General features: G+C 39.2%; 15 protein-coding genes. All 15 read right to left on the reverse strand.

Features of this window, described 5'->3' with window-relative positions:
* Positions 1 to 14: 14 nt before the first annotated feature.
* Positions 15 to 923 (reverse strand): AEC family transporter, encoded by a 909-nt coding sequence (locus KJS36_RS01910; protein ID WP_213533777.1) that lies wholly within the window; start codon positions 921 to 923, stop codon positions 15 to 17.
* 4 nt (positions 924 to 927) lie between these two features.
* Positions 928 to 1,182 carry a maltose acetyltransferase domain-containing protein gene (locus tag KJS36_RS10875; RefSeq protein WP_213533779.1) on the reverse strand — a complete coding sequence of 85 codons (255 nt, stop codon included), beginning with the start codon at positions 1,180 to 1,182 and terminating at the stop codon, positions 928 to 930.
* Positions 1,175 to 2,623: a glycoside hydrolase family 1 protein gene (locus KJS36_RS01920; RefSeq protein ID WP_213533781.1), complete on the reverse strand. Its 1,449-nt coding sequence runs from the start codon at positions 2,621 to 2,623 to the stop codon at positions 1,175 to 1,177. The genes KJS36_RS10875 and KJS36_RS01920 overlap by 8 nt, the downstream gene beginning before the upstream one ends.
* Entirely contained in the window at positions 2,620 to 2,748 is a 129-nt protein-coding gene (locus KJS36_RS10880) for a hypothetical protein (RefSeq protein ID WP_280520327.1), read from the reverse strand. Before KJS36_RS10880 ends, KJS36_RS01920 begins: the two co-directional genes overlap by 4 nt.
* Positions 2,748 to 3,617, reverse strand: a complete 870-nt coding sequence (locus KJS36_RS01925) for an aldose 1-epimerase family protein (RefSeq protein WP_213533783.1) — start codon at positions 3,615 to 3,617, stop codon at positions 2,748 to 2,750. Before KJS36_RS01925 ends, KJS36_RS10880 begins: the two co-directional genes overlap by 1 nt.
* Before the next feature lie 108 nt (positions 3,618 to 3,725).
* Entirely contained in the window at positions 3,726 to 4,412 is a 687-nt protein-coding gene (locus KJS36_RS01930; RefSeq protein WP_213533785.1) for a hypothetical protein, read from the reverse strand.
* 23 nt (positions 4,413 to 4,435) lie between these two features.
* Positions 4,436 to 5,377, reverse strand: coding sequence for a 3'-5' exoribonuclease YhaM family protein (locus KJS36_RS01935; RefSeq protein WP_213533787.1), 942 nt, complete (start codon positions 5,375 to 5,377; stop codon positions 4,436 to 4,438).
* Complete coding sequence (locus KJS36_RS01940) at positions 5,377 to 6,666, reverse strand: DNA recombination protein RmuC (protein WP_213533789.1); 1,290 nt, start codon at positions 6,664 to 6,666, stop codon at positions 5,377 to 5,379. The genes KJS36_RS01935 and KJS36_RS01940 overlap by 1 nt, the downstream gene beginning before the upstream one ends.
* Positions 6,667 to 6,724: 58 nt before the next feature.
* Complete coding sequence (gene rpe, locus KJS36_RS01945) at positions 6,725 to 7,378, reverse strand: ribulose-phosphate 3-epimerase (protein WP_213533791.1); 654 nt, start codon at positions 7,376 to 7,378, stop codon at positions 6,725 to 6,727.
* Positions 7,379 to 7,393: 15 nt separating this feature from the next.
* Positions 7,394 to 7,612 carry a hypothetical protein gene (locus KJS36_RS01950; protein ID WP_213533793.1) on the reverse strand — a complete coding sequence of 73 codons (219 nt, stop codon included), beginning with the start codon at positions 7,610 to 7,612 and terminating at the stop codon, positions 7,394 to 7,396.
* Positions 7,584 to 8,474, reverse strand: coding sequence for a ribosome small subunit-dependent GTPase A (gene rsgA / locus KJS36_RS01955; RefSeq protein ID WP_213533795.1), 891 nt, complete (start codon positions 8,472 to 8,474; stop codon positions 7,584 to 7,586). Before rsgA ends, KJS36_RS01950 begins: the two co-directional genes overlap by 29 nt.
* Before the next feature lie 69 nt (positions 8,475 to 8,543).
* Positions 8,544 to 9,659, reverse strand: coding sequence for a 3D domain-containing protein (locus KJS36_RS01960; protein WP_213533797.1), 1,116 nt, complete (start codon positions 9,657 to 9,659; stop codon positions 8,544 to 8,546).
* A 156-nt stretch (positions 9,660 to 9,815) separates the two neighbouring features.
* Positions 9,816 to 12,206 (reverse strand): phenylalanine--tRNA ligase subunit beta, encoded by a 2,391-nt coding sequence (gene pheT, locus KJS36_RS01965; RefSeq protein WP_213533799.1) that lies wholly within the window; start codon positions 12,204 to 12,206, stop codon positions 9,816 to 9,818.
* Positions 12,207 to 12,249: 43 nt separating this feature from the next.
* Positions 12,250 to 13,290: a phenylalanine--tRNA ligase subunit alpha gene (gene pheS / locus KJS36_RS01970; RefSeq protein WP_213533801.1), complete on the reverse strand. Its 1,041-nt coding sequence runs from the start codon at positions 13,288 to 13,290 to the stop codon at positions 12,250 to 12,252.
* 358 nt (positions 13,291 to 13,648) lie between these two features.
* Complete coding sequence (locus KJS36_RS01975) at positions 13,649 to 14,935, reverse strand: adenylosuccinate synthase (protein ID WP_213533803.1); 1,287 nt, start codon at positions 14,933 to 14,935, stop codon at positions 13,649 to 13,651.
* Positions 14,936 to 14,975 lie beyond the last annotated feature (40 nt).

The following is a 14,975-nucleotide window of genomic DNA, read 5'->3' on the forward strand; positions in this document are numbered from 1 at the left end:
TTCTAACACATTTCTCATAAAAAGATAACAATACTACTCATCACAATCAATGAAATAAACATTGACAAACTACTTGCAAATCCTGCTGCTCCTTCATCCACCCCAAACTGAGTTGCCTGTATTGTTGTCAAAAACGAAATCGGACAAAAGAAGATTAACAGGAGAACAAGCTTCACAAAATGAGGAAATGGTAAGAGAAAATAAACAAAAACTGCCAAAATTCCAGCTAACAGATAACGAGATAAAAGAACACGACCAATCACTGCCAAATTTTCCTTTTTCAGCGAAATCTGCATAAACAGTCCAATCATAAAAAGTGACAAAAACGAATTTCCAGAAGCCAGAAAATGCACTGGAACCAAAGCTCCAGCAGGTAATTTCAAATGAAAAACTGCCAACACAATCATCACAATATACACAATAAAAGGCGGACTTTTCAGCAAAATCCGTAAAGGGTCACGCAAATCAAAACCGTGTTTTTGTTTTCGGTTCGTCGTCTCCACAATCGCCTGTGTCGTTCCAGCCACCATAAAAGAATTTCCCATATCAAACATCGCAATAACTGGAATCGCCGCAGGAAAAAAGCTCGTCACAAAAGGAATTGTAAAGTTTCCAAGATTATAGCCACCGAGATTGAACATATAAAAACCACGTTCAACGACAGATTTTCGCCGACCAACTACAAATCCTGCCAAAATGAGCAAAACATTACAAAATATACCCATTCCCAACAGTAGCCAAGTAAGTAAAGTGACGTGAAATCCGTTAACACCAACAATAATCGTCGCAGGTAAAGTAATAAAAACAATGATTTTTGAAACACGTTGTCCATCTTCTTGCCGTAGCACACCGACTTTTTTTAAGAAAAACGCGGCTAAGATGGTAATAAGAAAACTAAGAGAATTTAAAAGAATTGTTGTCATTTTTTTAATTTATTTCTTTGATAACACGGTAAGGATTACCGTAAGCAAGAGAATGACTTGGAATATCATGTGTCACAACAGAACCAGCACCATGACACCCCAGTAAATCATCTAAAATCGCATTTTGAGCAGTCTTATCATCATAGACAAGCTGATTATAACATTGCATGAGATTTTTTCCTTTATTCCATAAGCTCATCAACTCTTTATCTCCACAGCGATAAAGGTCGCCAGGCAGTATTTTTTCAAGTTCAGTCATTTTTGAACTTCCTCCATTTTTTCAGCATCTCCTCAATATGCACGGCATTATCCGCGATAATTGCTTTGTAAGTTGCAAAACTATCTTTTTTACGACGTTCAAGACTGCCGTTCCCCGCATTATCCCTATCAACATAGACAAAACCATAGCGTTTTTCCATTTCGCCCGTTCCAACAGAAACGATGTCAATCGGTCCCCACCACGTATAGCCCAAAATCTCAATCCCATCACGCAAAGCTTCTTTCATTGCTGCCACATGACGAATCAGATAATCCGAACGATAAGGGTCGTGAATACTTCCATCTTTCTCAACCTTATCGTGCATTCCCAACCCATTTTCCACGCACATCAGCGGCACTTGATAGCGGTCATAAAGTTCATTGAAAGTATAACGAAAGCCCTCAGGGTCAATCTGCCAGCCCCAAGGAGACGTTTCAAGATAAGGATTGTCCACACCAGCGTCGCCACCTGTGTCGCCATAAAAAGTATCTCCAGCCACGTGCGTCGTCGTTCGATAGTAGCTAAAACCAATGAAATCAGCTGTGTAAGCTTTCAAAATCTCCTCATCGCCCTGATAAATGTTCGGTTTTGCATCAAATTCATCCCAAATCCGATAAACATAGTTCGGATAGGTGCCGCGTACCATCACATCCGAGTAAAAGAGCGAACTCTGACGGACTTGCACCGTCTCAAAGATATCCTCTGGCTTACAAGAATTGGGATAAACGTTACTTTCACTCATCATACAACCGATTTTCGCCTCTGGCATAATTTCTCGCCCAAGTTTGATTGCCAATGAAGCAGCGACAAACATATTATGGCTCGCCTGATACATGGTTTTGAGTTTATTTTCTCCCTCTTCGAAGAAAATTCCACCTGTCGTTGGCGCCATACGACGCATATTGTTGATTTCGTTGAAAGTCATCCAGTATTTCACACGGTCGCCATAACGTTTGAAAATCGTTTCGCAAAAGCGCAAATAAAAGTCAATCAGCTTGCGATTGCGCCAACTGCCATACTTTTCAATCAAATTCATCGGCGTTTCGTAATGACTTATCGTGATAATCGGTGTCATGCCATTTTCACATAATTCGTTAATCAGATTATCATAAAAAACAAGGCCTGCTTCGTTTGGCTCAGCATCATCGCCATTTGGAAAAATCCGCGACCAGTTAATGGACGTGCGAAAACAATTAAAGCCCATTTCTTTGAAATAAACAATATCCTCCTTGTACCGATGATAAAAATCAATCGCTTCGCGGTTCGGATAGTAAGCATTGAGCAAAGTTGGACGGTCTGCCCCACCTTGCACACCATGTTGCCAGATATCTGACAAATCTTCGCCTTTGCCATCTGTCAGATAAGCGCCCTCCGCTTGATTTGCAGCGATAGCGCCACCCCAAAGAAAGTTTTTCGGAAATTCTGCTTGATATTTTTTCATTTTGAATGCCTTTCCATTTTTAACGATAGCTCTATTTTAGCACTTTTTTGAAGAGGAATTCTCATTTTGGAAAACGTTTCATCAGAAAAAACTCTGACAGCATCAGAGTTTTCATTTTTAATCATTAATTAAATTCAATCGTAAATTCACAGTTAAATTCTTTGCCAGCTTCTAAGCTGTTGATGCCGAATTTTGTAGATAAATCGCCGTCTGTTGCATCATCATCTGCCAAGCCATACCAAGGTTCGATACAAACAAAGCCTGCTTCTTTTGGATAAGGCGACCAAAGTCCAAAATATGGCATATTTTCCCATGAGACTTTAACACTGTGCTCATCAAGATTATTCGCAAGCGTGACTTCTGTTTTTGGTGAGGAGCTGTAAACTAGCGCATCACCTGCGAAAAGCTCGTGCGTTAGATGTTTTTTGTAGTCGGCAACTGTCTCACTTTCGGAAACTTTTAATGTCCCTGCTGCGCCGTTGAGTGGAATAAAAGTCCGTTCTTCAACAGGACTAATCGTCAAACTATAATTTTCAAATTCACCATTTTTAAGAGGAACATTAAAAGCTGGATGAGCGCCAACTCCAAATTTCATTATTTTCTCATCTTCATTTTTTACTGTATAGCGCACGCGAATTTTGTTCGCTGTGAGCTTGTAGCTGACTTGAAAAGTGAATTTGAATGGATAATGTTCAAGTGTTTCATCAGAATTTTTGAGTTCATAAATCAGCTCATCTCCTGTGTGTTTGACTAGCTGAAATTCATTGTCCCGTGCGAATCCGTGTCCACCCATTGTATATGTTTTGTCGTCATAAGTGTATTCACCATTTTTCAATTTTCCAACGATAGGAAATAAAACTGGTGCATGACGTCCCCAAAATTCTGGGTCTGCTTGCCAAATATATTCAATCCCAGATTTTTTGACAGAGTGCATTTCAGCGCCAAATGTATCTACGGTGACCTTTAATTCTTTACTGCTTAATGTATTTTTCATGAGAAAACTCCTTTTTATTAGAAATTGATGAGATTATTTTTTTTGACAGAATTGTCAAAAACAATTTGTTCTCTTTTTCACTTACTATTATAACATTTTTTAAGTTGACTAGACCAAATTTTTTGATAAATCTCCTGAAACTTCCCAACCTACATTATTTGAATTATCATCTTGATAATAAATCATAGTTTTTCCTGATTTTTCAATATGGACATCCAAATCAATTTCTAAGAGTTGATTCGCATTATCAAGTTCGAGACTCTCTGAGTTTTTCCAAGTTACTGCGACTGTTTTCGGCGAAGTTTTCATCATTTGTTGAAGTTCAATAAGTATTTGTTGTGATTTTTTAATGGAAAAAGGATTGATTTCATTATCCGTTGCATCAGAATGAAAAACTTTCGTTGGATTCATGAGTTTGACTGCCTGTGCCAGGGTTTTGATTTTGACATCTGAAAGCAAACTACCACTTGAACCATTATCATCGGCAATCGTACTCAGGATGAAACGAGAATTACCATCAATTTTTAATAATTCTAAGTTTCCTTGTCCTTTTATTTCTCCTTCTTTGATGAGCGTATATCCTACCTGCTTTGCTGGGTCTGCGCTTGGTGCAAAACCTTTGCCATCTCCTTGCTGCACATAATTGTTATTAAGGTCTCGGTAAGTTTTTCCATGATAACGAATCACATTTGTAGCAAAATTTGCAGTTTTTGGACGATTTACATAGGCAATACCAGCAACAATAGCTAAAGCAACAATAAAAATTGCCAAAGCTCCGAAAATATATTTTTTCATCTGCTTCTTCTTTTCATTTTTATTTAATTTTTAGGTTTGTAAAAATTACGATTATCAAGCGCCCAGACACGTGAGCTAAATTCACCTGCTTCAAGTGTTGCTGTCGCTGTTGTCATCATCATCATCGTTGCGTCCATCATATCAATCTGATGAATTATCTCAGCCTCCATGATTTGCGGACGAACAGGACTGCCGTACTCTAGTTCACCATGATGGCTCAATAAACAATGACGTAAAAGCACTAAATCTTCATTGTCATCATCAAAGCCAAGCTCTATCGCTGCCTTACTTACTTCCTCATCAATCAGCACAATATGACCTAACAAATTACCACGCAAGGTATAAGTCGTATTTTCAACACCAGAAAACTCGACACATTTTGCCATATCATGTAGCAAAACACCAGCAAACATCAGGCTCGGATTGAGCTGTGTATAAACTTCACACACTTTTTCAGCAACTTTTAGCATTGTGGTCGTATGATAAGCAAGTCCGCCTTCAAAAGCATGATGATTAGTTTTGGCTGCTGGAAATTCATAAAATTCATGATCAAATTTTTTCAAAATAGCACGAACAATTCGATTCCAAGTTGGATTTTCAATCCGAAAAACGATGGATTGCACATATTCACGCAATTCACGCTCATTCACTGGCGACTTTTCACGATAATCACGCGCATGATGTGGTTCACTATCCGTTGCCAATCGTAGCTGAATTTTATTGACTTGTGGCATTCCGTTGTAAAGCTCTTTGAGTGCTTTCATGAAAACGACTTTTCCCGCACGAAATTGCTCAACTCCCTTTGTGTTGGCATCCCAAATATTTCCATTTATCGTGCCTGTTCGGTCTTGAAAAGTCAATGCTAGATAGTCTTTACCTGCTCGTGTCTGGCGCAGTTCCACGGATTTGATAAGGTAAAATCCCTCAAAATGCTCTCCGACTTTTAGATTTTGAATGAGTGGCATTATTCTTCTCCTTCATCTATTTCTAATAAATTGCGGCTCGTGCTATCATCAATAGAATCAATATTTCTCAATTTTCTACTCATGACATTGGTACGTGTCGTGATTAACGTGTTAATTTCTTTCTCAGATTGTTGTAATCTTTCATGCACTTTTCTAAGAGAATTTTCAAATTTACCAAATTCAGTTTTCACAGCACCGAGCAATTCATACACTTCTGATGATTTTTGTTCAATTTGTAAAGTCTTAAAGCCCATTTGCAGACTGTTCAGCACTGCTGTCATCGTTGTTGGGCCTGTAATATTAACCTTATAATCTCGAGAAAGTTGCTCATAAAGTTCTGGATTGTTCACAATTTCCATGAACAAACCTTCTGTTGGCAAAAACATAATCGCAAAATCGGTCGTTTTTGGTGGGAAAATATATTTTTCGCTGATGGATTTCGCTTGAGCTTTCACTGCACTAAATAAAGCTTTACGAGAACTTTCGATTTCTGCGCTATCATTAGCTTCAAGCGCTGTCTGCAAACGTTGATAATCTTCCATCGGGAACTTCGAGTCAATCGGCAATAAAACCTCGCCATCACTTGATTTCCCAGGCATTACAACGGCATAATCTACCGCATTGTTTCCTTGGATATTTTCTTGTTCACGATATTGTGAACGCGTAAAAATCTGCTCTAAAATCCGTCCTAGCTGGATTTCGCCAACGATACCGCGCGTTTTCACACCTGTCATCACACGCGACAAACTATCGACATCATTTGCCAGATTACGCATCTCGCCAAGTCCCTCTTCGACATTTTTCAAATGTAAGGTCACTTGTTCAAAACTTTGTGAAATTCTACGGTTAAGTGTTTCTTGCAATTTTTCATCAACAGTTTCTTGAATTTGTGACAATTTTTTATCATTGGATTCTTGTAAATCTTTAAATTTATTGTCAAATTTGTCTGCCATATTTTTTGACAGTTCTGTCAAATTTGATGAAATCTGTGATAATTTTTTTTCATTTGAATCTTGTAAATCTTTGAACTGACGGTCAAATTTTTCATTGATAGCTTCTGTCAAATTTGACAAATTGCTGTTCAAAGAATTTGACAGACTTGTCAAATTTCCTGAAAGTTCCTGACGGTTCTGTCCAAGTTGCTGATTGGTATCTGTCCGCACTTCTGACAAATGTCTATCTATATTTTCAAGTTTTCCAGACAGATTTCCATTTCCTGATTTTTTGAAAAAATTCGCCAAAGATAGCAAAATAACAATCAGCAATAAAATAATAATTAAAATTTCCACATTTTCCTCTATATTTTTCTAATCCTTCTTTGTTTCACATCACTGCTAACAGTTAAAATCAGTCTAATTTCGCACGCAACTTTTCAATATTTTCAGTCACATTTCCTTTAAACACAAAACTTCCAGCAACAAAAACATTTGCACCAGCATCAAGCGCTTGACTAATCGTTTCATCTGTAATTCCGCCATCAACCTCAATTTCAAAATCCAACTCTTTTTCTGTGCGCAATTTTGCCAATTCAGCTACTTTTTCAATCGCTTCAGGAATGAAAGCTTGCCCGCCAAATCCGGGATTGACTGTCATCACAAGAACCATATCAACCATTGACAAAACAGGTTTTATCAGCTCCACAGATGTTCCAGGGTTGATAGCCACCGAAGCTTTCATACCAGCTTTTTTTATCGCTTGCAAAGTCCCGTGAATATGCGGAGTTGCTTCCACATGAACCGTCATTGAGTCCGCACCAGCTTTAGCAAATTCATCTACATATTTCTGCGGTTCTTCAACCATCATATGAACATCAAAAAATAAATTGCTCACAGGACGAATTGCCGCCACAACACCTGCGCCAAACGTCAGATTATCCACAAAATGTCCGTCCATCACATCAATATGAACCACATCAGCACCCGCTTTTTCCAACTTTTGAACTTCTTGCGCAAAAGTTCCAAAATCTGCCGATAAAATCGACGGAGCTATTTTATTTTTCATCATCTTCTCCTTCATCTATTTCTTATCATCGCCAATTCCAAAAAATGCACGGTTCAAGAAATAAATCCCAGCAACCGTCACAAGAACGAGCAATACAAATAATCCCATTCTCAAGTTTGGTGACAACATCTTTTTGAAAATAATCAACAATCCCCACAATACAAATAAGCCAAACAAAGCCAGTTGTTTTCCAAGAAGATTATCTTTAAATTTGTTTTTTTCTTTTTTTTGCATAACTTTCCCTCGTCTTATTTATCTCGCTAAGAAGTTGCAAGTAATTCGTATAACGACTTTCCAAAATCTCATGATTTTCTAATGCTTGTTTTACCGCACATTCTGGCTCATGTGTATGTGTACATTCCCGAAATTTGCAACCCTGACTTACTTTAGCAATTTCTGGAAATGCTTCATTCAAATCAGGTATATTATCTACTTCATAATCCAAACTAGAAAATCCTGGTGTATCGGCGATTAAACCGCCAGCCAGCTCAAAAAGTTCAACGTGACGTGTTGTATGTCGCCCTCGTCCTAATTTATCAGAAATTTCGCCCGTCTCCAATTTCATCTCTGGTGCAATTTTATTGAGCAAAGTCGTCTTTCCAGCACCTGTTTGTCCCATAAAAACAGTCACCTTATCACGTAAGTTTTTCATCAATGCTGATGTATCAAAGAAAATTTCATAACCAATCTTCTGATAATCTTCTCTAAACTTCTCATAACGTTTTCGCTCAGCTTCATTTCCCAGCAGATCCATCTTTGAAATATAAATAATCGCCTGTATCCCTTTATGCTCCAGAAAAACCAAAAAACGGTCTAATAGATTTAAACTAAAATCTGGATTTATCGTACTCATAATAATTACAGCTTGGTCAATATTTGCAATCGCAGGTCGAACCAACCCATTTTTTCGCTCATGAAGCTCCAAAATATACCCTTCCGAATTTTCTTCATGCGAAAAAGATACAAAATCTCCTACAACTGGTTTCATTCCCTTTTTTCTAAAATTCCCTCGCGCCCTCGTTTGATAAACCGTTCCCTCAGTTTCAACATAAAAAAAGCCCGATAAGGACTTGATAATCCGTCCATTTTTTATCATGACTTCATTATACCAAAAAAAGGCTTAACTGTAAGCCTTTTTATTACTTTAAACCAAATATATTCACAATTAACTCAAAATTTGTATTGTAATATTTTTTGCTCCCCAAGCTTGAGCTTGTGCTGTTGTTGGAAGATGCACATCAATGTGATTACCGATAATTGCTCCTCCAGTATCTCCAGCGACAGCAATCCCATAACCAGGCACTTCAACCATAGAGCCAAGAGGAATAACACTAGGGTCAACCGCGATACACATTGGATTTTCATGCAAATTAATCCCCATAGCCGTGATATATCCTAATCCATTGTCAGATGAATAAGCTGTTGCCAATACATTCAGACTTCTTCCTGTACTTGGAACAACTGGTGGAACTGGTTTAGGTGATGGTGTATTTGAGTTTGAATTGGACGAAGAAGCTGAACTAGAACTAGATGCTGTAGAAGAACTTGAACTTGCAGTCTGTTTTTGTGCTGCCGCTGCTTTTTTTGCTGCCGCAGCCGCTTTTGCCGCATTTTCCTCATTCAACTGAGTTGCTTCTTTTTGTTTTTGCTCTGCTTGCGCCTGCATCTCCTGTAAAAGCTGTTGATTAGAACTAATCTTATCTTTCAAAGTAGAAATACTTCCCTGCAAACTCGTCACTTGACTTTGATAACTTGCCTGATTGTTCTCAAGTTGAATTTTAGATTTCTCTAAACTTGATTTCATATCTTTCAACGAGTTTTGGGTTTTTACGAGCTGCTGAGCTTGTGTAGATTCTGCTTTCATTACCAAGTTAAGATTTGTAAGTCGTTGAATCATATCAGACAAACTACTTGATGAAGCAACAATATCAATCACTGATGAAGAAACACCACCACTAGACTGTATTGAGCGAAGTTGATTGGCAACTGAAACTTTCAAACTTGCATAATCTTTTTCAGATGTAACAATCTTTCCTTTTAGATTATCAATCTTCGTTTGAGTTGCTACTACTTGCTCTTGCGAATCACTTGCTTTTGTATAAAGTGCGTTAGCTTGAGAAAGCTCTGAATTTAACTGTGTTTGAAAAGCTTGAATTTGTTGATTTACCCCTGCTGTACTTGTCGTATCATCAGCTGCAACTGGAAAACTTCCCAGAAAAAGCAACGAAACGCCAGCAATGAAGCTAATTTTCTTCATCTTTTCTGAAATCATAATTTTCATACTGTCTTATTTTAACATATAAATCCTCTTTTTTTATTTCAAAATAATTACAATAATTAAGTTAGTTTTAAGTACGCGTTTTTCATTTTGAAATATTGTGTTATTTTCCTGAAAAACTAAAAAAATATAGCTGAATTGAGCTATATTTTTTATATCTTAACGAATTTCTATGGCAAGTGTTTCTACTAAGTTTTTAGTGATTTTCTTCATTGCTGTATTGATTTCTTCGTCTGTCATTGTATTCGCAGGATTTTGGAAAGTTAAGCTATACGCCATTGATTTCTTACCTGCAGGAAGATTCTTCCCTTGATATACATCAAAGAGTTCAATATTCACTAAAGTTTTCACCCGACTATTACGGATAACATCAAGAATTTCAGCGTGTGTCTTATCTTCATCAATCAGCATGGCAATATCACGTGATACAGCTGGGAATTTTGGAATATCAACAAAAACTGTTTGCTCTGGTTTCAAATCCAGCATTGCTTGCAAATCAATTCCAGCGACATAAGTATCTGAAATATCATATTTTTTCGCCAAAGCAGGATGAACTTGTCCAACAAAGCCAATAGGACGTTCGCCAATATAAATAGCTGCCGTGCGTCCTGGATGCAATGCAGAATTGCTTGTCATTGCTTCAAAATGAATATCATAATCCGCTAAAAGTTCTTCAACAATACCTTTAGCATAATAGAAATCAACTGGAACTGCTGGATGATTGTATGATTTTGCTTCGATATTTCCTGAGATGGCAAAAGCCGCGTTTGGTACTTCTGTTGGACGTTCTGTATCACTTGGTAGAAAGATATTTCCGATTTCATAAATAGCAATATCTGGATTTTTACGATTTTGATTGTAGTGAATGATATCCAGCAAACCAGGTATCATATTGACACGCAAAGTTTGACGGTCTTCAGTCATTGGCATCATGAGAGAAGTCGTGGCAAGATTTCCTCCAACAAATTCGACAGCTTTTTCTGTTGTTGTTAATGAATAGCCAATAACTTCTGAAAGTCCTGCTCCTTCGAGACTTGTCCGAACTTTCCGACGCAATTTTTGCATTGCTGTCAATTCGCCCGCTGTTTCTCCTTGTGGGAGAGTGCTTGGCAAATTGTCATAGCCGTAAAGGCGCGCTACTTCTTCGACTAAGTCTGCTTCAATACTGATGTCCCAACGACGTGAAGGAATTTCAACTGTAAACAGTTCATCATCAGTCGTTACTTTAAATCCAAGTTGAACAAAGATTTTTTCAACTTCTGCTTTTGTCAATTCTGTCCCAAGGGCATGATTGACACGGCTCAATGTGATTTGTACCGAAACAGGCGCTGGCTGGTAGTCACTTGACTCGACAACTCCTGAAAGAACTGTTCCGCCAGCAAGTTCGGCAATCAGCGCAGCTGCATAGTCAAGCGCTTCCCGGACTGTGCCTTCGTTGATACCTTTTTCAAAACGTGCGGAAGCTTCTGAGCGCAAAGCAAATTTTTGTGAGGTTTTGCGGATAGAAGTGCCATTAAATAAAGCAGCTTCGAGAGCAACAGTGCTTGTTTTCGCTGTGATTTCGCTATCCAAGCCGCCCATCACACCACCAAGCGCGACAGGCTTACCATTTGCTGTGATGACAATATCCTCTGACTCAAGTGTGCGTTCTTCACCATCAAGTGTTGTCAGTTTTTCATTTTCTGTTGCCTGACGCACGAGGATTTCATCACTTCCAAATTGGTCAAAGTCAAAACTGTGCAAAGGTTGACCGTAGTACATCATGATGTAATTGGTGACGTCAACGACATTATTTATGGGACGAATGCCAGCATTCATAAGACGATTTTGGAGCCAAAGTGGACTTGGAGCGATAGTTACATTTTCAATCACACGGATTTTATAAGTTGGAACTTTATCGGTCTCAACGGTAACTTTGATTTTATCAGCGGTTGCTGTGCTTATTTCTGTGAGGTGGACAGCATCAAACTTGACGGGTAAATCATATATAGCGCCAACTTCATAGGCTGTACCACGCATAGAGAGTGCATCGGCACGGTTTGGCGTGATAGAAAGTTCGATAATCTCATCGTCCATATCAAGATATGGAAAAATGCTTTCACCCTTTTTAGCAGTAGCGGGCATGACGTAAATACCATCTTCATGCTTCATCGGGTTGATGCTATCTGGCACACCGATTTCGTCAAGAGCGCACAACATTCCTTGACTTTCAAAACCGCGCATTTTGCCTTTTTTGATTTTAACATTGTCTTTGATACGCGCACCGACGAGAGCAACGATAGCTTTATTACCAGCGACAACGTTGGGTGCACCGCAGACGATTTGTAAGGCTTCTGCTTCGCCGACATCAACTTGACAAACATGCAAATGTGTTTCGGGAATATCTTCAAAACTGAGAATTTCGCCGACAACGAGTTTTGAAAGTCCGTCAGCGGGTGAAGTTACTCCTTCTACTTCTATTCCCGAAGTGGACATTTTTTCTTCTAAATCTTGTGCTGTTGCTGTGAGCTCTGGGACAAGTTCTTTTAGCCATTTATAACTTATGTTCATTTTATTTTTCCTGTTCTAATAGTTTTACAAATCAATAGAAAAATTATTTTCCAAACTGCTCTAAGAAGCGAATATCGCCTTGGTAGAAACCGCGAATATCGTTGATACCGTAGCGGAGCATGGCGATGCGTTCTTGTCCAAGTCCAAAGGCAAAGCCTGAATAGACGGTGCTGTCAAGTCCTGACATTTCTAGGACATTTGGATGCACCATACCAGCGCCTAAAATCTCAATCCAACCTGTATGCTTGCAGACGTTGCAACCTTTGCCACCACATTTGAAACAAGAAATATCAACTTCGACAGAAGGTTCTGTGAATGGGAAATAGCTTGGGCGCCAACGGAGTTTACGCTCTTGTCCAAACATTTTTTTCATGACCAAATCAAGTGTCCCTTTGAGGTCTGCCATTGTGATATTTTTATCCACGACAAGTCCTTCGATTTGGTGGAATTGATGGCTGTGTGTGGCATCATCTGTATCACGACGATACACACGACCTGGTGCAATCATTCGTAAACCGCCTTTACTGAAATCATGGCTGTCCATTGTCCGTGCCTGCATAGGACTTGTATGTGTGCGGAGCAAAATTTCATTGGTAATGTAAAAAGTATCTTGCATATCGCGCGCTGGGTGGTCTTTCGGCAAATTCATTCGTTCAAAATTGTAATGGTCGGTTTCGACTTCGTAGCCGTCAACAATCTCGTAGCCCATGCCGAGGAAGATTTCTTCGATTTCTTCTTGGGTTTGCGTGAGGATATGACGTGTGCCTTGATGTTGCTTTTTGCCTGGTAAAGTGACATCAAGCGTTTCAGATTGCAGGGCTTGATTGAGCGCAACTTCTGCGAGTTCTTGTTTGCGTTGCTCAATGGCTTTGCCGAACTCGTCACGGAAAGCATTGGCAATCGCGCCAACTATTGGACGTTCTTCATTTGCTAAATCTTTCATGCCTTTAAGAATTTCTGTTAATTCTCCTTTTTTACCGAGCATGACGGTGCGCAGGTCATTGAGTGTTTTTTCGTCAGTGACTGTAAGCAATTCGCCCAGCGTGCGTTGACGTAATTCTTCGATTTTTTCTTGTAAGCTCATAGTTTCCCTTTCAAATAGTACAAAAAACGGTCTTCTCTCCTAAAGGAGCGAAAACCGCGGTACCATCCTATTTTATCTCTTAATTGATAATTTTATTTAATTTTTCACAAGGTGAACTTCAGCAAATACTTACGTACAGCAGCTTTCAGTCGGTGACTGCTGTTCCCTCGGACGTTTTGATTGACTTACTCTTCTTATGATGACTGTTCTAATTTTATCACTTTTGACAGATTTGTCAAACATCAGAATTTTTGACAGGGTGAAAATAAATTCTCTAGCTCCTACGGCAATCTTAGGAGAACAAACTAGCCAATCCGTAAGTGAGCAAGCTCACAACGGCTTCGCTATATCAAAAAAATTAGCTCCAGACACTTTCAAGGACATTTGTTTGCTCGCGTCCTGGGCCGACTGAAAATGTTGAAATACGGACACCGACGAGCTCGCCGACACGACGGACATAGTTGCGCGCAGCTTCTGGCAATTCTTCGAGTGTGCGAACACCTGTGATGTCTTCTGTCCAGCCTGGAAGTTCTTCATAAATTGGTGTGCAACGTTGCAATTCTTTGAGGCTGGCAGGATAATGGTCAATTCGTTTACCGTCCAAATCATAAGCGACACAGATTTTTACTTTTGACAGCCCTGTCAAAACATCAATCGAGTTCAAACTGAGATTTGTCAGACCTGAGACACGTTTGGAATGGCGCATGACAACACTGTCAAACCAACCAACACGGCGCGGACGACCTGTTGTTGTGCCATATTCATGACCAACTTCGCGAATCTTATGACCAACTTCGTCAAAAAGTTCTGTGGGAAATGGGCCATCACCAACACGTGATGTATAGGCTTTGCAGACACCAACGACGGTATTTATCTTACTTGGGCCAACGCCAGAACCAATAGTAACACCACCAGCAACAGGATTTGAACTGGTAACAAATGGATAAGTCCCTTGGTCAATATCAAGCATGACACCTTGCGCGCCCTCAAAAAGCACACGTTTGCCGTTGTCCAGCGCGTCGTTTAAAATCACGGATGTATCTGTGACATACTTTTTAATCTGCTGTCCATAAGCATAATATTCCTCAAAAATATCGTCAAATTCGAGCGCTTCGCTGTCATACAATTTGACAAATTCACGATTTTTTTCAGCAAGATTGACACGCAAACGTTCTTCAAAAATTTCTTTATCCAGCAAATCAGCAATCCGAATGCCAACACGCGCGGCTTTATCCATATAAGCTGGGCCAATACCTTTAATCGTTGTGCCAATTTTTTTGTCGCCTTTGGCTTCTTCTTGGAGCGCATCAAGTTTGATATGATAAGGTAAAATCACGTGCGCACGGTCTGAAATTTTCAAGTTTTCAGCGCTCACACCATTTTCGTTGAGGTAGGCGATTTCTTCGACCAATGATTTTGGATTGACAACAACACCATTTCCAATGACAGAAATTTTCGTTGCATCAAAAATTCCAGATGGAATGAGATGTAACTTGAATTTTTTTCCAGCAATGACAATAGTGTGTCCCGCATTATCGCCTCCTTGATAACGGGCAATAACTTCGGCATTTGAACTCAGAAAATCTGTGATTTTTCCTTTTCCTTCGTCTCCCCACTGTGTCCCGACAACTACTACTGATGGCATAATATTCTCTTTTCTTTAAAATATTTTGCACGCTCCAAGT

It is taken from the genome of Lactococcus nasutitermitis, from assembly GCF_018403765.1.
Lineage (GTDB): Bacteria > Bacillota > Bacilli > Lactobacillales > Streptococcaceae > Lactococcus > Lactococcus nasutitermitis.